The 17,754-nt window shown below is 72.7% G+C and carries 18 protein-coding genes; 7 read left to right on the top strand and 11 right to left on the bottom strand.

Features of this window, described 5'->3' with window-relative positions:
• The first annotated feature begins 1 nt into the window (after position 1).
• Together IEZ04_RS01970 and IEZ04_RS01965 are read left to right on the top strand one after the other, a co-directional pair.
• Complete coding sequence (locus IEZ04_RS01970; RefSeq protein WP_189214825.1) at positions 2-901, top strand: carbohydrate ABC transporter permease; 900 nt, start codon at positions 2-4, stop codon at positions 899-901.
• A gap of 54 nt (positions 902-955) precedes the next feature.
• Complete coding sequence (locus tag IEZ04_RS01965) at positions 956-3,289, top strand: beta-xylosidase/alpha-l-arabinosidase (RefSeq protein WP_189214824.1); 2,334 nt, start codon at positions 956-958, stop codon at positions 3,287-3,289.
• Positions 3,290-3,293: 4 nt separating this feature from the next.
• Here IEZ04_RS01965 and IEZ04_RS01960 read toward each other — a convergent pair whose 3' ends face one another.
• From IEZ04_RS01960 to tsaB, 5 genes are read right to left on the bottom strand one after another with little or no spacing between them, the layout of a single operon-like run.
• The gene (locus IEZ04_RS01960) at positions 3,294-5,144 is read right to left on the bottom strand and encodes a glycoside hydrolase family 15 protein (protein ID WP_189214823.1); all 1,851 of its coding nucleotides are present in this window, start codon (positions 5,142-5,144) and stop codon (positions 3,294-3,296) included.
• Positions 5,145-5,190: 46 nt separating this feature from the next.
• Positions 5,191-5,484, bottom strand: coding sequence for a hypothetical protein (locus IEZ04_RS01955; protein WP_189214822.1), 294 nt, complete (start codon positions 5,482-5,484; stop codon positions 5,191-5,193).
• Complete coding sequence (gene tsaD / locus IEZ04_RS01950) at positions 5,481-6,596, bottom strand: tRNA (adenosine(37)-N6)-threonylcarbamoyltransferase complex transferase subunit TsaD (protein WP_189214821.1); 1,116 nt, start codon at positions 6,594-6,596, stop codon at positions 5,481-5,483. Before tsaD ends, IEZ04_RS01955 begins: the two co-directional genes overlap by 4 nt.
• Entirely contained in the window at positions 6,589-7,104 is a 516-nt protein-coding gene (gene rimI, locus IEZ04_RS01945) for a ribosomal protein S18-alanine N-acetyltransferase (protein ID WP_189215356.1), read from the bottom strand. The genes tsaD and rimI overlap by 8 nt, the downstream gene beginning before the upstream one ends.
• 35 nt (positions 7,105-7,139) lie before the next feature.
• On the bottom strand, positions 7,140-7,793 hold the full coding sequence (gene tsaB / locus IEZ04_RS01940) for a tRNA (adenosine(37)-N6)-threonylcarbamoyltransferase complex dimerization subunit type 1 TsaB (RefSeq protein WP_189214820.1): 654 nt from the start codon (positions 7,791-7,793) through the stop codon (positions 7,140-7,142).
• Between the two features lie 134 nt (positions 7,794-7,927).
• Between tsaB and IEZ04_RS01935 the strand changes: the two genes are divergently transcribed.
• Positions 7,928-8,488 carry a hypothetical protein gene (locus IEZ04_RS01935; protein ID WP_189214819.1) on the top strand — a complete coding sequence of 187 codons (561 nt, stop codon included), beginning with the start codon at positions 7,928-7,930 and terminating at the stop codon, positions 8,486-8,488.
• Between the two features lie 11 nt (positions 8,489-8,499).
• Here the strand turns inward: IEZ04_RS01935 and IEZ04_RS01930 are convergent, their stop codons facing one another.
• The 4 genes from IEZ04_RS01930 to alr form a co-directional block, all read right to left on the bottom strand.
• Positions 8,500-8,703, bottom strand: coding sequence for a hypothetical protein (locus IEZ04_RS01930; RefSeq protein ID WP_189215420.1), 204 nt, complete (start codon positions 8,701-8,703; stop codon positions 8,500-8,502).
• A gap of 207 nt (positions 8,704-8,910) precedes the next feature.
• A complete protein-coding gene (gene tsaE / locus IEZ04_RS01925) occupies positions 8,911-9,444 on the bottom strand; it encodes a tRNA (adenosine(37)-N6)-threonylcarbamoyltransferase complex ATPase subunit type 1 TsaE (RefSeq protein WP_189214818.1) in 534 nt (177 codons plus the stop codon).
• Positions 9,410-10,651 (bottom strand): alpha/beta fold hydrolase, encoded by a 1,242-nt coding sequence (locus IEZ04_RS01920; RefSeq protein WP_189214817.1) that lies wholly within the window; start codon positions 10,649-10,651, stop codon positions 9,410-9,412. The genes tsaE and IEZ04_RS01920 overlap by 35 nt, the downstream gene beginning before the upstream one ends.
• A 151-nt stretch (positions 10,652-10,802) precedes the next feature.
• Complete coding sequence (gene alr / locus IEZ04_RS01915) at positions 10,803-11,996, bottom strand: alanine racemase (RefSeq protein WP_189214816.1); 1,194 nt, start codon at positions 11,994-11,996, stop codon at positions 10,803-10,805.
• Positions 11,997-12,219: 223 nt separating this feature from the next.
• Between alr and glmS the strand changes: the two genes are divergently transcribed.
• The gene (gene glmS / locus IEZ04_RS01910) at positions 12,220-14,070 is read left to right on the top strand and encodes a glutamine--fructose-6-phosphate transaminase (isomerizing) (RefSeq protein ID WP_189214815.1); all 1,851 of its coding nucleotides are present in this window, start codon (positions 12,220-12,222) and stop codon (positions 14,068-14,070) included.
• Between the two features lie 121 nt (positions 14,071-14,191).
• Positions 14,192-14,995 (top strand): hypothetical protein, encoded by an 804-nt coding sequence (locus tag IEZ04_RS01905; protein ID WP_189214814.1) that lies wholly within the window; start codon positions 14,192-14,194, stop codon positions 14,993-14,995.
• Here IEZ04_RS01905 and IEZ04_RS01900 read toward each other — a convergent pair.
• Positions 14,979-15,194, bottom strand: coding sequence for a DUF397 domain-containing protein (locus IEZ04_RS01900; protein ID WP_373296236.1), 216 nt, complete (start codon positions 15,192-15,194; stop codon positions 14,979-14,981). The two genes, IEZ04_RS01905 and IEZ04_RS01900, sit on opposite strands and share 17 nt — an antisense overlap.
• Positions 15,191-16,042 (bottom strand): helix-turn-helix domain-containing protein, encoded by an 852-nt coding sequence (locus IEZ04_RS01895; protein WP_189214813.1) that lies wholly within the window; start codon positions 16,040-16,042, stop codon positions 15,191-15,193. Before IEZ04_RS01895 ends, IEZ04_RS01900 begins: the two co-directional genes overlap by 4 nt.
• 223 nt (positions 16,043-16,265) lie before the next feature.
• Here IEZ04_RS01895 and IEZ04_RS01890 point away from each other — a divergent pair, with 223 nt between their 5' ends.
• A complete protein-coding gene (locus IEZ04_RS01890; protein WP_189214812.1) occupies positions 16,266-16,676 on the top strand; it encodes an ATP-binding protein in 411 nt (136 codons plus the stop codon).
• Between the two features lie 79 nt (positions 16,677-16,755).
• On the top strand, positions 16,756-17,751 hold the full coding sequence (locus tag IEZ04_RS01885; RefSeq protein WP_189214811.1) for an RpnC/YadD family protein: 996 nt from the start codon (positions 16,756-16,758) through the stop codon (positions 17,749-17,751).
• Positions 17,752-17,754: the final 3 nt, after the last annotated feature.

Raw genomic sequence — 17,754 nt, 5'->3', positions numbered from 1 at the left:
AGTGTCACACACCACGCTGCCGCGTCCCGCGAAGACCGTCGAGCCCGCCGACCCCCCGCGCCAGGCGCCCCGCCGCAGGCACTGGTCCCGGCGTCCCAACCCGGTGGCCGGCCTCGGCGCCACCCTGTGGCTGCTGGTCGTCCTGGTCCCGATCTACGCGATGCTGTCGGCCTCGCTCACCGACCAGGAACAGGCCCTCACCGAGAACCCCCTGCGCCCGCCCACGAACCCCACCCTCGACAACTACAACACCGTCCTCGACAGCGGATTCGGCCACCTCCTCGTCAACACGGCGATCGTCGCGGTGGCGGTCGTCGCCCTCGTGCTCCTGCTGTCGGTGCCCCTCGCGTACGTCGCCGTGCGCACCCGCACCCGCTGGTCGGGGGCTGCGTTCCGGCTGTTCCTGCTGGGCGTCGCGATCCCGGCGCAGGCGGTCGTGGTCCCGCTCTACCTGCTGATCTCCGAGCTCGGCCTGTACGACACACTGCCGGCCGTCATCCTGCCGACGGCGGCCTTCGCGATGCCGGTCTCGGTACTGATCCTGACCGGCACGCTGCGGGACATCTCGGAGGAGCTGTACGAGGCGATGGCGCTGGACGGCGCCTCCCCGCTGCGGATGCTGCTCCAGCTCACGGTCCCGCTCGCCAAGGGCGGCATCAGCACGGTGGTGATCTACTCCGCGCTCCAGGCGTGGAACGGCTTCCTCTTCCCGCTGATCTTCACCCAGTCGGACGGCCCGCGCGTGCTCACCCTCGGGCTCTTCAACTACGTGAGCCAGTTCGGCGTGAACATCCCCGCGCTGCTCGCCTCCGTCGTCCTCTCCGGTGTCCCGATCTTCGTCGTCTACCTGCTGGCCCGCCGCGCCCTCGTGAACGGCCTGATGGGCGTGGGCGGCAAGTGAGGACCGCTCCGCCGCCGCCCGACGCCCCCTCCCTACAGCCTCGACAGGAGTTTCATGACCACCGCCCCTCGGCGTGACCCCGCTCCCTGGCGCGATCCCGCGCTGCCCGCCGCCGCCCGGGTCGACGACCTCCTCGCCCGGATGACCCTGGAGGAGAAGACCGCCCAGCTCTACGGGGTGTGGGTGGGCGCCGACACGGACGGCGACGGAGTCGCGCCCCACCAGCACGAGATGACCGCGGACTACGACTGGAGCGAGCTGATCACCCGCGGTCTCGGCCAGCTCACCCGGTCCTTCGGCACCGCCCCCGTGGACCCGGCGCTGGGCGCGCAGGCACTGGCCCGCGCCCAGCGCCGGATAGCCGAGGCGAGCCGGTTCGGCATCCCGGCCGTCGCCCACGAGGAGTGCCTGGCCGGCTTCACGGCCTGGGGCGCGACCGCCTATCCGGTGCCGTTGGCCTGGGGCGCCACCTTCGACCCCGGCCTGGTGGAGGAGATGGCCGCGCGCATCGGCCGCGACCTCGCCTCGGTCGGCGTCCACCAGGGCCTCGCCCCGGTCCTCGACGTGGTACGGGACCTGCGCTGGGGCCGCGTGGAGGAGACCGTCGGCGAGGACCCGTACCTGGTCGGCACCATCGGCGCCGCGTACGTACGGGGCCTGGAGTCGGCCGGGATCGTGGCCACGCTGAAGCACTTCGCCGGGTACGCGTCCTCGGCGGGCGCCCGCAACCTCGCGCCGGTGCGGGCCGGGACGCGGGAGTTCGCGGACGTGACGCTGGTGCCGTTCGAGATGGCGCTCCGGGAGGGCGGCGCCCGCTCGGTGATGGCGGCCTACAACGAGATCGACGGCGTCCCCGCCTCGGCGGACCCCGCCCTCCTGACCTGGCTGCTGCGCCACGAGTGGGGCTTCAACGGCACGGTGGTGGCCGACTACTTCGGCATCGGCTTCCTGGAGACGCTGCACCGGGTGGCCGGCACCCCGGCCGAGGCGGCCCACGCGGCGCTGGCGGCGGGCATCGACGTGGAGCTGCCGACGGTGCGCTGCTACGGGGACGCGCTGGTGGACGCGGTGCGGGCGGGAACGGTCGACGAGTCGCTGGTGGACCGGGCGGCCCGCCGGGTGCTGCTCCAGAAGTGCGAGCTGGGGCTGCTGGACGAGGACTGGGAACCGGCGCCCGCCGAGGGTTCCGTGACGGTCGACCTGGACTCGGCGGGCAACCGCGCCCTCGCCCGCCGGCTCGCCGAGGAGTCCGTGGTCCTGCTCGCCAACCCGGACGGGCTGCTGCCGCTCGCCCCCGACGCCCGTATCGCGGTGGTGGGCCCGCGCGCCGACGACCCGCTGGCCATGCTCGGCTGCTACTCGTTCCCCTCCCACGTGGGCGTCCAGCACCCGGACAAGCCGGTGGGCATCGAGATCCCCACCCTCCTCCAGGCCCTGCGCGCCGAACTCCCCGACGCCAAGATCACGTACACCGAGGGCTGCGACACCTCCGGCCCGGACACCTCCGGTTTCGCGGAGGCCGTGGCGCGGGCGGCCGAGGCGGACGTGTGCCTGGCGGTCCTCGGCGACCGGGCGGGGCTGTTCGGCCGGGGCACGTCGGGCGAGGGCTGCGACGTGGCCGACCTGAACCTGCCCGGAGTCCAGGGAGAGCTGCTCGACGCGCTGGTCGCGACGGGGGTGCCGGTGGTGCCGGTGCTGCTGACCGGCCGCCCGTACGCGCTCGGCCGCTGGGAGGGGCGGGTCGCCGCGACCGTGCAGGCGTTCTTCCCGGGCGAGGAGGGCGGCCCGGCGGTGGCGGGCGTCCTGAGCGGCCGGGTGAACCCGTCGGGCCGCCTCCCGGTGAGCGTGCCCCGCGGGCCCGGCGGCCAGCCGTGGACGTACCTCCAGCCGCCGCTGGGCCTCGCGGGCGAGGTCAGCAGCCTCGACCCGACCCCGCTGTACCCCTTCGGGCACGGCCGCTCGTACACCGCCTTCACCTGGGACGACATCACGGCACCGGACGCGGAGATCACCACGGACGGGTCGTACGACCTGGCGGTCACCGTCACCAACACGGGTGAGCGGGCGGGCGCCGAGGTCGTCCAGCTCTACCTGCACGACCCGGTCGCGCAGGTGACCCGCCCGGACGTCCGGCTGATCGGCTACCGGCGCGTGGAACTGGCGCCCGGCGAGGCGCGGCGGCTCACGTTCCGCTTCCACGCCGACCTGTCGGCGTTCACCGGCCGCACGGGGAGCCGGATCGTGGAACCGGGCGCGCTGGAGCTGCGGCTGTCCGCCTCCGCCACGGACGTACGGCACACCGCGCGGCTGACGCTGACGGGACCGGAGCGGGTACTGGGCACGGACCGGCGGCTGCTCTGCCCCACCGAGGTGACGCCGGTGCGCTAGGGCCTCAGCCCAGCGCGCGGTCCAGGTTGAACGCCGCGCTGATCAGCGCGAGGTGCGTGAAGGCCTGCGGGAAGTTGCCCTGCTGCTCGCCCGTGCGGCTGATCTCCTCGGCGTACAGGCCGAGGTGGTTGGCGTAGGTGAGCATCTTCTCGAAGGCCAGCCGCGCCTCGTCGACGCGGCCCGCCCGGGTGAGCGCCTCGACGTACCAGAACGAGCAGATGGAGAAAGTGCCCTCGTCGCCGCGCAGACCGTCCGGGCTGGCCTGAGGGTCGTACCGGTAGACCAGCGAGTCGGACACCAGTTCCTCGGTGAGCGCGTCCAGGGTGGACAGCCACTTGGGGTCGGTGGGCGAGATGAACTTGGCCAGCGGCATCATCAGGACGGCGGCGTCGAGTACGTCGCCGTCCTCCACCTGGGTGAACGCCTGCCGGGAGGCGGACCAGCCGCGGTCCATGATCCGCCGGTAGATGGTGTCGCGGGTCTCCCGCCAGCGCGGCAGGTCCGCGGGCAGACCGCGCCGGTTGGCCGTCCGGATGGCGCGCTCGACGCCCACCCAGCACATCAGCCGCGAGTACAGGAAGTTCTTGCGCCCGCCCCGGGTCTCCCAGATGCCCTCGTCCGGCTGGTCCCAGTTCCGGCACACCCAGTCCACCAGCCGGCAGACGTCGTCCCACTGGTCGCTGGAGATCGGGTGGGCCCACTTGTCGTAGAGGTAGACCGAGTCGATCAGGGCGCCGTAGATGTCGAGCTGGAGCTGGCCGGCGGCGGCGTTGCCGACGCGGACCGGGGCCGAACCCCGGTGGCCCTCCAGGTGGGGCAGCATGCGTTCGGTCAGGTCGGTGCGGCCGTCGATGCCGTACATGATCTGCAGCGGGCCGGACGGTCCGGCGTCGCCCGGGCCGCCGTCGCCGGGGCCGCCGTCGCCGGGGCTGATGTACCGGGCGAGGAACTTCATGAAGGCCTCCGCCTCGCCCGTGAAACCCAGCCTCAGTAGCGCGTACACGCAGAAGGCGGCGTCCCGGACCCACACGTACCGGTAGTCCCAGTTGCGCTCGCCGCCGAGCTGCTCGGGCAGGCTGGTGGTGGGCGCGGCGACGATCGCGCCGGTCGGGGCGTAGGTGAGCAGCTTCAGGGTGAGCGCGGAGCGGTGCACCATCTCCCGCCACCGGCCCCGGTAGCGGGACTGCGACAGCCAGCGCCGCCAGTACGCGACCGTCGCCTCGAACTCGCGCTCCGCCTCCGCGAGGGCGCAGCCGCGCGGCGGCACCTCGCCGCCCACCTGGTCGAGCGCGAACACCGCGGCCTCGCCCTCGGCGAGCTTGAACTCGGTCCGGGCGTCGCCGTCGGCGTGCTCCAGCGGCACCGTGGAGGTCAGGGCGAGGGACAGGCCGCCGGACTCGAAGACCACCAGGCCGTCCCGCGTCCGTACGGTGTGCGGGTCGGCGCCGTACTGGAACCGCGGGGCCACCCGCACCCGGAACGGGACGGTGCCGCGTACGCACAGCACCCGCCGGATCAGCCGGTGCCGTCCTCCCTCGCCGGCCTCGTCCGCCGGGTCGGCGGTCACGGGCATGAAGTCCTGGATCTCCGCCGCGCCGTCCTCGGTGAAGAACCGGGTGATCAGCACGTTGGTGTCGGGGAAGTAGAACTGCTTGGTCCGCGCGGGCACGGAGGCCGCCAGCTCGAAGCGGCCGCCCCGCTCGCCGTCCAGCAGGGAGGCGAAGACGCTGGGGGCGTCGAAACTCGGGCAGCAGTACCAGTCGATGGTGCCGTCGCTGCCCACGAGGGCGACGGTCCGCAGGTCGCCGATCAGGCCGTGCTCGGCGATGGGCAGGTACCCGTTCGTGTCCGGCATCGCAGCCCCTCGGTGAGGACCCGGCTTGCACCTGGCGCCTCCCAGACTACGACCGCGACGCCGCCGCCCCGTCGTCTCGGCCGCCCGACACGCCCGCCGACTCGAACCGCCAGCGGTGCACCGCGCGGGTGACCAAGTCGCCCGTCGGTTCCGGCAGTTCGGGGAGTTCGGCGTCGTACGCGGCGTCCCACCAGGTGATGACGAGGACCCGGTCCCGGGGCGCGCGGAAGGTCTCGCGGCGCAGCGGCGCCCGCGGCAGCTCCTGGGCGCGGGCCCAGGCGAGGAGTTCGTCCCCCCGCCCCTCGACGGCCCGGGCCTCCCACATCAGGGCGACGGTCACGAGTACAGGTTCTCCTTGCTGACTTCGTGCACGTGGTCGTGTCCGTGTGTGTGCTGGTGACCGGGTACGTGCGGGTCGGTCACCGGCAGGGAGGAGTCCGCGGAGAGGTCCCAGTCGGAGGCGGCGCGGTTGCGGGCGACCATCTCGGCGCCGAGCGCGGCGACCATGGCGCCGTTGTCCGTGCACAGCTTCGGCCGGGGCACCCGCAGCCGGATGCCGGCGGCCTCGCAGCGCTCCTGGGCGAGGGCGCGCAGCCGGGAGTTGGCCGCGACCCCGCCGCCGATCATCAGGTGGTCGACGCCCTGGTCCTTGCAGGCGCGCACGGCCTTGCGGGTCAGCACGTCCACCACGGCCTCCTGGAAGGACGCGGACACGTCCCGCACCGGCACCTCCTCGCCCGCCGCCCGCTTCGCCTCGATCCAGCGGGCCACGGCCGTCTTCAGACCGGAGAAGGAGAAGTCGTACGCCGCGTCGCGCGGCCCGGTCAGCCCGCGCGGGAACGCGATGGCCTCCGGGTCGCCCTCGCGCGCGTACCGGTCGATGACGGGGCCGCCCGGGAAGCCCAGGTTCAGCACGCGCGCGACCTTGTCGAAGGCCTCGCCGGCCGCGTCGTCGATGGTCGCGCCCATGGGCTTCACGTCGGCGGTGATGTCCGTGGACAGCAGCAGCGACGAGTGGCCGCCGCTGACCAGCAGCGCCATCGTGGGCTCGGGCAGCGGGCCGTGCTCCAGCTGGTCCACGCAGATGTGCGAGGCCAGGTGGTTGACGCCGTACAGGGGCTTGCCGAGCGCGTACGCGAACGCCTTCGCGGCCGAGACGCCGACGAGCAGCGCGCCCGCGAGACCGGGGCCCGCGGTGACCGCGATGCCGTCCAGGTCCTTGGCGCTGACGCCCGCCTCCTTCAGCGCGCGCCGGATGGTGGGCACCATCGCCTCCAGGTGCGCGCGGGACGCGACCTCGGGGACGACGCCGCCGAAGCGCGCGTGCTCGTCGACGCTGGACGCGATCGCGTCCGCGAGCAGGGTGGTCCCGCGGACGATGCCTACGCCGGTCTCGTCGCAGGAGGTCTCGATGCCGAGGACGAGCGGCTCGTCGCGTCGTGGGTCAGCCATTGATCTCGGTTCCTTGTACGCCGTTTTCGGGGTTCACGGAGGTTGCAGGGTCGGTCAGCCGCATCACCAGGGCGTCCACGTTCCCCGGCTGGTAGTAGCCGCGTCTGAAACCGATGGGTTCGAAGCCGAAGCGCTCGTACAGCCGCTGGGCCCGGGTGTTGTCGACCCGGCACTCGAGCATCACCTCGGCGCACTCGAAGGCGGTGGCCGCGCGGAGCAGTTCGGCCAGCAGCCGTCCGCCGAGGCCGGTGCCCCAGTGGTCGCGGGCGACGGCGATCGTCTGCACGTCGGCCAGATCGCCGGAGGCGGCGAGGCCCGCGTAGCCGACCAGCCGGGGCCGCTCCTCCGCGGCCGGTCCGGCCGCTTCCTCGGCCACGACGTACCGCCGTGTCGCCCCGTGCCCGCGCGCGTGGGCCAGCTCCGACCAGAACATCCCGCGCGACCAGGCGTCCTCGGGGAAGAGGTCCCGCTCCAGCTCCAGCACGGGATCGATGTCCCACCAGCGCATCTCGCGCAGCGCGGCGCTCGTGGTTCCGGTCGCGGTCACTTGGGGGTGACCACCTTGTAGTTCTTGGGCACCTGCGCGTCGGGGCGGCGCAGGTACAGGGGCCGGGGCGCGGGCAGCTCCTCCCCCGCGGCCAGTCTCCCGGCCGCCAGGGAGGCGAGCGCGGCGGCCGACACGTGCTCCGGCCCGTGCGCCTCGGAGAAGGTGTCCGGGTAGAGCAGCGCGCCCGCGCCGACGGCGGGCAGTCCGGCGACCTCGTCGGCGATGTCCGCGGGGCGGTCGACGGCGGGCTCGGTGACGCGGGTGCGGGAGTCCGCGTAGCGCGCCCAGTACACCTCCTTGCGGCGGGCGTCCGTCGCCACGACGAACGGCCCGTCGAGGTCGGTGGCGAAGGCGAGGGCGTCCAGCGTGCACAGGCCGTGGACGGGGACCCCGAGGGCGAGGCCGAAGGTGTCGGCGGTCATCAGGCCGACGCGCAGCCCGGTGTACGGGCCGGGTCCGGTGCCGACGACGACGGCGGTGACGGCGTCGAGGCGTGTGCCCGCCTCGGCCAGGACCCGGTCGACGGCGGGCAGCAGCAGCTCCCCGTGCCGGCGCGCGTCCACCTGGCTCGACGAGGCGACGACGGCCGTCCCGTCGTGCAGGGCGACGGTGACGGCGGGAGTGGCGGTATCCAGAGCGAGCAAGAGCACGCAAACAGCCTACGGCGCCCGAGCCGGACAGGCTGCCGACCCGGCCCGCCCCTCCCCTGCTGCTACCGTCACTGCGAGACGTACGCACCAGTGATATTGATGACGCACGGACGTTCGAAGGGTGGGCGCAGAAGGTGGCCAGTAGCAGCTCGGGATTTGTGGCCGGGCTCACCGCGGCGGCCATCGCCGCAGTCGGTTTCCTCGCCTACCAGGCGTCGGCCAACGTGCCCGACGACCTGGGCCGGCCGGCCGCCTCGGCCTCGGCGGCACCGGGGTCCACCGGGTCGCCGGCGCCCTCGCCGACGCAGGACCCGACGGCCCTGCCCGCGGACTCCGGCCTCGGCGAGCGGGTCGTGTACGCGCTCGGCGCGGACCGCGTGTGGCTGGTCGGCGCGGACGGGAAGGTCCGGCGCACCTTCACGGTCACCCCGAGCCCCGTCGAGCCGGCCCCGGGCACGTACCAGGTCACCTCCCGCAACAACGCGGTCACCGGCTCCGACGGCGTGCCCATCGAGAACGTCGTCCTCTTCACGACGGTCGACGGCGTCCCGATCGGCTTCAGCGCCGCGGTCGACGGCTCCACGCCCTCGCCCGACCCGACCGCGAGGACGGGCGGCATCCGGGAGTCCCGCGAGGACGGCGCGGCGATGTGGGAGTTCGCGACGATCGGGGCCACGGTCGTCGTGGTGAAGTAGGCGCGCGGCGGCTACGCGGCCTCGGGGTGCCGCCGCTCCCCCCGCGCCGGGTACGCGGCAGCAGGGGCGCTCGGGGGTGTGGAGATCACCCTGGCGGCGGCGCACGACGCCAGCAGGTCCCGCATCGGCACTCCGGCCGTTCCCGGCGCCTTCGTGGCGGGCGGCGTGCGCGGCAGCGCCTCGTCGCGTTCCGGAGCGTGCTCTGAAGCCTGCATGGACGCCTCCTGGACGTGGGGGCGGGCATGGTTAGGTAAACCTAACCACGGACTGGATACCATGTGACCACGCCCGGGACCCGGAACGCAATATCTTCCCGACGCCTTGTCGGTTAACGCGCGGGAGCCGTGAAACGACGCGGCCGGGCCCGGGTGCCTTCGCACCCGGGCCCGGCCGCGTCGCGGGCCGTGCCGCCGTCGTGGTCCTCAGGAGGCGAGAACGCTCAGGTCCGTCGCCGCCCACCGTTCCCCGACACCCGTCAGGGTGACGTGCCGCACCTCGTCCGTCGTGTCGCCCGCCGCCCGGTGGATCAGCAGGTGCAGACGGTCCTCGGTCAGCTCCTCGACCTTGCCCTCGCCCCACTCCACGACGACCACCGAGTCCGGCAGGGACACGTCGAGGTCGAGGTCCTCCATCTCGTCGAGCCCGCCGCCCAGGCGGTACGCGTCGACGTGGACGAGCGGCGGCCCGTCCGCCAGGGAGGGGTGCACGCGCGCGATGACGAACGTCGGGGAGGTGACCGCCCCCCGCACGCCCAGTCCCTCGCCGAGCCCCCGGGTCAGGGTCGTCTTGCCGGCGCCGAGCTCCCCGGTGAGCATCACGAGGTCGCCCGCGCGCAGCAGCCCGGCGAGGCGGCGGCCCAGCTCCCGCATCTCGTCCGGGGAGTCGACGGTCAGTTCGGCGGTGGCGTCCGGCACGGGAACCTCAGCGGGGGTGGACGGTGCTGCTGGTGCTTCCATGGCCCCCACGGTAGCCTCCCGCACCGCGCGCCCTCTCCCGCGCGCGCGTGAGGAGGTCGGCGAGCCGGTCTATGACGGCCTCGGGGTGCTCCAGCATCACCAGGTGCCCGGCGTCCGGTATGAGCACCAGTTCGGCGTCGGGGAGCAGGTCGGCGATCGCCTCGCTGTGCCCGCTCGGGGTGACCAGGTCGTCGACCCCGGCCAGGACGAGCACCGGCAGGCCGGCGAAGTGGGCCAGCGCCTCGGTCTTGTCGTGGTCGTTGAAGGCCGGGTAGAACTCGGCGACCACGTCGATCGGGGTGCCCTCGATCATCCGCTCGGCGAAGCGCGCGACCGACGGGTCCACGTCCCGCGTCGCGAACGAGTACCGCTTGATGATCCCGGCGAACAGGTCGGCCGTGGCCCGGCGGCCTCTCTCCACCAGTTCGGCCCGCTGCCCGAGCGCCTTCAGCACTCCGGGGAGGACCCGCCGTACGGCGTTGACGCCCGCGACCGGCAGCCCGAAGTTCACCTCGCCGAGCCGCCCCGACGACGTGCCCACGAGGGCGACGCCCACGACCCGCTCCCGGACCAGCTCCGGGAACTGGGCGGCCAGCGCCATCACCGTCATGCCGCCCATGGAGTGCCCGACCAGCACGATCGGCCCCCGGGGCGCGGCCTCGTCGATGACCGCCTTCAGATCGCGGCCGAGCTGGTCTATGGAGACCGGCGTCCCGTCCTCCAGCTGGGCCGCGCCGCGCCCCGAGCGCCCGTGGCTGCGCTGGTCCCAGTGCACGGTCCGCACCACCCCGCGCAGCGCGGCCCGCTGGAAGTGCCAGGAGTCCTGGTTGAGGCAGTAACCGTGGCTGAAGACGACGGTGACGGGGGCCGGGGTCCTGCGCCCGAAGAGCCGGCGCCTGCGCGGGCCGAGGCCGGCGTCCTGCTCGACCTCGTCCACCTCGTAGTACAGCTCGGTGCCGTCGTCCGCCTGCGCCTTGCCGGGCGTGCCGCGCAGCGCCCCGTAGGGACCGGCCGAGTCGAGTGCGAGCCGCGCCTTCCTGCGCATGCCGCGTCCCACGGTGAGCCGTTCGATGGCGACTCCGGCGGCGGCCCCCGCGGCCACCACGCCTATGGCCGCGCCCGCGAGGCCGGCCCGGCGCCAGGATGCGGCGCCGGAGGCGGCCGCGTCCGCGACCGCCTCCATCGCCTCCGCGCTGCTCTCGCTCACGTCCCGCTCCCGTCCGCCGCGACCAGGTGACCTGTCCGGCCCCCCGGTGCGTCTCGTGTCGTCCTCTGGTCGTGGTGGTGCTGCGCTCGCGGTCCGCATACCTATGGGGTCACCCGTACGGTGCGGATTAACGTGAGCGGTCGTCCGTGCTTCACACAGCGGCGTCGACGCTGCCCTGAAGGTCGCCATTGTCCGTATAGACGCGGGGAACGCGCGTTCCGATGCGCGTGACGACCTCGTACGCGATGGTGCCCGCCGCCTTCGCCCAGTCCTCGGCGGTGGGCTCGCCCGCGTCACCCGGTCCGAAGAGCACGGCCCGCGCGCCGACGGGCGGTTCGTCCCCGCCCAGGTCGACCACGAACTGGTCCATCGCGATCCGCCCCGCGACCGTGCGCCACTTGCCGGCCACCAGCACCGGTCCGGTGCCGGAGGCGTGGCGCGGGATGCCGTCCGCGTACCCGACGGGCACGAGGCCGAGGGTGGTGGCGCCCGGGGTGGTGTAGTGGTGCCCGTAGCTGACGCCGTGGCCCCCCGGGACGTGCTTCACCAGGGCGAGCGAGGCACTGAGCGTCATCACCGGACGCAGCCCGAAGTCCGCCGGGGTGCCGACCTCGGGACTGGGCGAGATGCCGTAGAGCGAGATCCCGGTGCGTACGAGGTCGAAGTGGGCCTCGGGCAGCGTGAGGGTGGCCGGCGAGTTGGCGATGTGCCGCACCTCGGGGCGGACGCCCCGCTCCTCGGCGTGCGCGACCATCTCGCGGAAGCGGGTGAGCTGGGCCGCGACGGAGGGGTGGCCGGGCTCGTCGGCGCAGGCGAAGTGCGACCAGAGCCCGACGACCCGGATCAGCCCGTCGGCCTCGGCGCGCAGCGCGGCGGCGACGAGCTCCGGCCAGTCGTGGGGCTGGCAGCCGGAGCGGCCGAGCCCCGTGTCGGCCTTGAGGTGCACGCGCGCGCGTACGCCCGCCCGGGCCGCGGCCCCGGTGACCTCCCGCAGCGCCCACAGCCCGCTGACCGACACGTCGACATCGGCCTCGACGGCCTCCTGCCACGGGCCGCCCGGCGTCCACAGCCAGCACATGAGGCGCCCCGGCAGCCCGGCCGCGCGCAGGGCCAGCGCCTCCTCGGGCGTGGCCGTGCCCAGCCAGGCCGCCCCCGCCTCCAGCGCCGCGCGGGCGCACGGCACCGCTCCGTGGCCGTACGCGTCGGACTTGACGACGGCCATGAGCTGCGCCTTCGGTGCGTGGGCGCGCAACGCGCGCACATTGGCCCGCAGGGCGGCGAGGTCGATCTCGGCGCGGGCCCTGAGCGGCGCGCTCGGCGGATGCGGTGTCGTCGTACCAGTCATAACGCCCCCAGTGTCTCAGAGGGGCACGAGAGCCCCCGGCTCACCCGGACCGGGACCGCGGCCGGTTCCCGGCTCCTCCGAACCGGGGCTCCGCCCGGCTCCGCCCGCGCACCGGTTACGCGACATCCCCGACGACTGCGAACATATCGCCACGCAGCACGCAGCACTCAGAGGGCATGCGCGACTGCGGACAGCAGCGATCCGGCGGGCCGAAAGGGTTGGTATGTGCGGAATCGTGGGGTACGTGGGCGGGCGCTCCGCGCTGGACGTCGTTCTCGCCGGCCTCAAGCGGCTGGAGTACCGGGGCTACGACTCGGCGGGCGTCGCGGTCCTGGCCGACGGGAGCCTGGCCGCCGCGAAGAAGGCCGGGAAACTGGTCAATCTGGAGAAGGAACTGAGCGTCCGTCCGCTGCCGGCCGGCGGCACGGGCATCGGCCACACCCGCTGGGCCACCCATGGCGGCCCCACCGACGTGAACGCCCATCCGCACCTCGACGGCGCGGGCCGGGTGGGCGTCGTCCACAACGGGATCATCGAGAACTTCGCCGCGCTGCGGGCCGAGCTGGCGGACCGGGGCCACGACCTGCGCTCCGAGACGGACACCGAGGTGGTCGCGTATCTGCTGGCCGAGGAGTTCTCCTCGTGCGCGGACCTCGCGGAGGCCATGCGGCTGGTGAGCCTCCGGCTGGAGGGCGCGTTCACACTGGTCGCCGTGGTCGCGGACGACCCGGACGTGGTGGTCGGGGCGCGGCGGAACTCACCGCTCGTGGTGGGCGTCGGCGAGGACGAATCCTTCCTCGCCTCGGACGTCGCCGCGTTCATCGCGCACACGCGGTCGGCGGTCGAGCTGGGCCAGGACCAGGTGGTGGAGCTGCGCCGGGACGCGATCAGGATCACCGGCTTCGACGGCCGGCCCGCCGACGACGCGCGCGCTTACCACGTGGGCTGGGACGCGTCGGCCGCCGAGAAGGGCGGCTACGACTACTTCATGCTCAAGGAGATCGCCGAGCAGCCCAGGGCGGTCGCCGACACCCTGCTCGGCCGTATCGACGCGGCCGGGTCCCTCTCCCTGGACGAGGTGCGGATCACCGCCTCGGAGCTGCGCGAGATGGACAAGGTGGTGATCGTCGCGTGCGGTACGGCGTTCCACGCGGGCCTCATCGCCAAGTACGCCATCGAGCACTGGACGCGCATCCCGTGCGAGGTGGAGCTGGCGAGCGAGTTCCGCTACCGCGACCCGATCCTGGACCCCCGCACCCTCGTCGTCGCGATCTCCCAGTCCGGCGAGACCATGGACACCCTGATGGCGCTGCGGCACGCCCGCGAGCAGGGCGCCAAGGTGCTGGCGATCTGCAACACCAACGGTTCGACGATCCCGCGCGAGTCGGACGCGGTGCTGTACACGCACGCGGGCCCGGAGGTGGCGGTCGCGTCCACGAAGGCGTTCCTCACCCAGCTGGTGGCGTGCTACCTGGTGGCGCTGTACCTGGGGCAGGTGCGCGGCACGAAGTGGGGCGACGAGATCCAGGCGGTCGTGAGGGACCTGTCGCACATCGCGGGCGCGGTGGAGGAGGTCCTCGGGACGATGGAACCGGTACGGGACCTGGCGCGCACCCTGGCGGACAAGGACACGGTGCTGTTCCTCGGCCGCCACGTGGGCTATCCCGTGGCCCTGGAGGGCGCCCTGAAGCTCAAGGAACTGGCCTACATGCACGCCGAGGGCTTCGCGGCGGGCGAGCTGAAGCACGGCCCGATCGCGCTGATCGAGGAGGACCTGCCGGTCGTGGTCGTCGTGCCGTCCCCACGGGGCCGCTCGGTCCTGCACGACAAGGTCGTCTCCAACATCCAGGAGATCCGCGCGCGGGGCGCCCGCACGATCGTCATCGCGGAGGAGGGCGACGAGGCGGTGGTCCCGTACGCCGACCACCTGGTCCGCATCCCCGTCACACCGACCCTCCTCCAGCCGCTGGTGGCGACGGTGCCGTTGCAGGTGTTCGCCTGCGAGCTGGCGACGGCCCGGGGGAACGAGGTGGACCAGCCGCGGAACCTGGCGAAATCGGTCACGGTGGAGTGAGAACACGTCACAGTCGGATACCGGTCGGCGAACGCGTGATTGTTTGTGAAGCCGCTGTGAGTAATGTGCGGGTAAAGCACCGCGGACTCACCGCGGTGGGGGAGAGAAAGAACCAACTCACGTGAGAACCACCGCTGTTCGCCGCGTCGGCCTCGCCGCCTCGGCCGCCACCCTCGCCCTCCTCGCCACCGCCTGCGGCGGCTCGTCCGACGAGGGCGCCGAGGCGGCCGGCACCAAGAGCGAGACCACGGCCTCCGCCTCGGCGGCGGCCGCGGAGCCCGCCGCCGCGAAGGCGCTGAGCGCCGCGGACCTGGAGAAGGCGGCGCTGGCGCAGGGGGACGTCGAGGGCGGCGAGGTCGAGACCGAGGTCACCGGGGCGGACGACGTCACGACAGACCAGGTCAAGACCGACAACGCGGCCTGCGCGCCGCTCGCCTTCGTCCAGGCCGGCGCCGCCCAGGGCGAGCCCGTGGCGACGGTGAAGCGGATCTATGAGGGAGAGGCCGAGAAGCCGTCCGGCGCCGACGCCTCGTCCGAGGACGCCATGCTGGCCGGCCTCGACGCCGAGAAGGCCGTCGTGACGCTCGCCTCCTACGAGGACGGCGGCGCCGAGACGGTGTTCAAGGACACCAAGGCGGCCCTGGAGAAGTGCGCCGGCGGCTTCACCGCCACCGCGCTGGGCCAGGAGCTTCCCGTCACGAAGGTCGCCGGGACCGAGGCGCCCAAGGGTGCGGACGAGGCCGTCGCGATGACCCTGACGGTGACCGTCGAGGGCGGCACGACGATGCCCTTCAAGGCCGTCGTGGTGCGCAAGGGCGCCACCGTCGCCTCCGTCAGCGCCGCGAACCTGGCCTCCGCCGCGACCGGCGAGGACTTCGAGTTCCCGACGGCCGTCCTGGACGCCCAGCTCAAGAAGCTGGGCTGACCGGCGCGCTCTTCAGCGCGCCGATGAAGGCGACAAAGGCTCCGGCCGGGACGGTGAGGGGGGTCCTGGCCGGGGTTTTCGAGTCGCGGATGGTGATGTGGGTCCGCGAGTTCGCTATCTCCACGCAGTTGTTGCCCTCACCTCCGCCGGAGTAGGACGACTTACGCCAGTTGCCGGGAGTGATCACGACACGCCTCACAGTTCCTTGGCCAACCTGTGGATGAAGTCACGCGACCGCTCGACGTCGAGTGACACCCTCTCCACCTTATGGAAGAGCGTTCGAAAGACGCCGAGTTGCGCCTCGGAATCGATGAGAACCGTGCCGTGAGGCGCATCGCGAACAGCAGTGTCCAGTCTGGGAACCGCTCCGCCCACCAGCATCATTGTGCTCCAGGCGCCCGCGAAACCATCCAGTTCGAACGGGATGACCCGCACGGTGACGTGGTCCGCCTCGGAGAGTTCCAGAACCCGCGCGAGCTGGGCCCGTGCCGCACTCCGGGTGCCGACCCTGATGCGCAGCGCCGCTTCGTGGATCACCGCTTCGTACGGAACCGGGGCCGGGCCTTCCGTGATGACCTTGCGCTCCATCCGATGACGGACACGCAGATCCACTTCGCTGCCAGGCAGTGCGGGAACCTGGTACGAGAAGACCGCGCGGGCGTAGTCCTCCGTCTGGAGCAGGCCGGGAATGTAGAGGAACTCCACGTCACGCCGATGCGTGGCGTGGTGCTCCAGCTCGGCGAGGTCCATGTACATCGTGGGGAGCCGGCCCCGGTAGTCCTCCCACCAACCGCGTGTCCGGTTGGTCGCCATGACGACCAGGGCGTCGATGAACGCGGCGTCCGTGCAGGCGTAGTGGGCTGCGAGACGGCGCAGCCTCGCCTCACTCACGCCGGCGAGTGCCGACTCGATATGGCTGATCTGGGCAGCGCCCACTCCCAGCAGCGCCGCGGCCTCGCGCGCGGTGAGGCCCGCGGCGTCGCGAAGCCTCCGCAGTTCGGTGGCCAGACGCGTCTGCCGCGCCGTGGGCTCACGCCTCAAGGCCATTGGTGCCCCTCCGTTCAACGCGTCGGCAAGGGCGACCCGTTCGGAGTCAGATTACGCGATCGGCATGCTCGACATGAATCTATAGACCTACGTTGAGTGTCGCGACGCACACGCTGCGGAACACCGGGACCCCGGAAGCGCACCACTCCGTCCTGCCACGACGGCTGCGGCACTGCCACCGCCCGCCTACCGCAACCCCTCACACCACCAACGGAGTTGCCGCATGCCCGGACACGATCACTGGGAGTACTCCCTCAACATCCCCCACGACCCCCGCGCCGTCACGATCAGCCGCCGCACCCTCCGCCTCATCCTCACCCTGCACGGCCTGGCCCACCTGACCGACCTGGCCGAACTCCTGGCCACCGAGCTGATCACCAACGCCGTACGCCACACCGAGAGCCCCGCAGCCCTACGGGTGGGCTGGTCGGCAGGCGTCCTGCGCATCGGCGCCTGGGACGCCGACCCCCGGCCACTGGAGCCGTCCCCTCCACCCGAGTCAGCCACCGAACCGGAAGACGGCCGCGGACTGGAACTGATCCGGGCCTGCGCCGACCTGTGGGGATGGCAGCCGCTGACCAGGAACGGCAACCGGGGAAAGTACGTGTGGTGCGAGCTGACCGGGGCGGCGTGAACGCACCTCCGCCCCTCGAACGGGTGATTACCCCCGATTGCCGGTACGGCTGCTCCCGCACTCCCCCAAGGTTGCGCACATGGTCACATCCACCCACGAGACCTCGCACCGGATCTTCCAAGATCATCCGGAGGTCCTCGCTCCCGTCTTCGAGGCACTGGGACTTCCGCCGCCCCTGAAGGCGGTCATCGAAGCCCTCACGCCCGACGCGACCGAGATCCGACCGCTGGAGCGCCGCGTCGACACGGTGCTGAAGGTGGAGCCGTCCGAGGGCGACGGCTTCCTGCTCGCCATCGAGGCCCAGACCAAGCGCGCTCCGGACAAGGGAGCCAACTGGGCGTACTACGTGAGCTATCTGCACGCCAAGTTCGACCTGCCGGTACTGCTCGTCACCGTCTGCCGCAACCGGTCCACCGCGACCTGGGCGGCCGGCCCCTTCGAGTGCCGGGTCGGGCCCTGGGCGACGCAGGTCACCCGCCCCTTCGTCCTGGGCCCGGACACCGTCCCCCGCATCACCGACGAGTCGGAGGTGGCGCGGGAACCAGCCCTTGCGACGCTCAGTGCCGTCGTGCACAGCGAGAGCAAGGACATCGCTCCCATACTGGAGTTGCTCGCCCGCGGGATGCGGTCATTCGACAAAGCCACGGCCACGTACTGGTCGGAATGGGTAGACATCGGACTGGAGGACACTCCGGCCCGCGAGACATGGAGAGAGCTGGCGAAGATGGTCATCACGTACTTCCCGGGCAGGGGCACGATCTACGAGGAGGCCTACCTGGACGGCAAGGCCAAGGGCGAGGCCGAAGGGCTGGCCAAGGGCGAAGCCGCAGGGCTGGCCAAGGGCGAAGCCGCAGGACTGGCCAAGGGCGAGGCCAGGGGCGAAGCCAAGGGCGTCCTGCGCATTCTGGAGCTGCGCGGTCTCCCCGTCTCCGACGACCTGCGCCGGCGCATCACCACGTGCACCGATCTGTTCCGCATGGACGACTGGCTCAACCGGGCCGGAACGGTCGAGCGCGCGGAGGACCTGTTCGACGAGGAGCCGGACGCTCCCGCTGCGGGATCCGACCAGAGGTGACCA

Origin of the sequence: Streptomyces ruber (assembly GCF_014648075.1) — a bacterium.
In the GTDB taxonomy this organism is placed as follows: domain Bacteria; phylum Actinomycetota; class Actinomycetes; order Streptomycetales; family Streptomycetaceae; genus Streptomyces; species Streptomyces ruber.
Note: the sequence above shows the minus strand (reverse complement) of the source record. Positions and strands in the feature narration are given on the sequence as shown.

Coding starts and splice junctions, on each gene's coding strand:
- IEZ04_RS01965 (WP_189214824.1), top strand. CDS start 956: ATGACCACCGCCCCTCGGCGTGACCCCGCTCCCTGGCGCGATCCCGCG.
- IEZ04_RS01895 (WP_189214813.1), bottom strand. CDS start 16,042: ATGGCCTTGAGGCGTGAGCCCACGGCGCGGCAGACGCGTCTGGCCACC.
- IEZ04_RS01885 (WP_189214811.1), top strand. CDS start 16,756: ATGGTCACATCCACCCACGAGACCTCGCACCGGATCTTCCAAGATCAT.
- alr (WP_189214816.1), bottom strand. CDS start 11,996: ATGACTGGTACGACGACACCGCATCCGCCGAGCGCGCCGCTCAGGGCC.
- tsaD (WP_189214821.1), bottom strand. CDS start 6,596: ATGGCTGACCCACGACGCGACGAGCCGCTCGTCCTCGGCATCGAGACC.
- IEZ04_RS01930 (WP_189215420.1), bottom strand. CDS start 8,703: ATGCAGGCTTCAGAGCACGCTCCGGAACGCGACGAGGCGCTGCCGCGC.
- IEZ04_RS01960 (WP_189214823.1), bottom strand. CDS start 5,144: ATGCCGGACACGAACGGGTACCTGCCCATCGCCGAGCACGGCCTGATC.
- rimI (WP_189215356.1), bottom strand. CDS start 7,104: ATGCGCTGGTGGGACATCGATCCCGTGCTGGAGCTGGAGCGGGACCTC.
- IEZ04_RS01890 (WP_189214812.1), top strand. CDS start 16,266: ATGCCCGGACACGATCACTGGGAGTACTCCCTCAACATCCCCCACGAC.
- tsaE (WP_189214818.1), bottom strand. CDS start 9,444: ATGGAAGCACCAGCAGCACCGTCCACCCCCGCTGAGGTTCCCGTGCCG.
- glmS (WP_189214815.1), top strand. CDS start 12,220: ATGTGCGGAATCGTGGGGTACGTGGGCGGGCGCTCCGCGCTGGACGTC.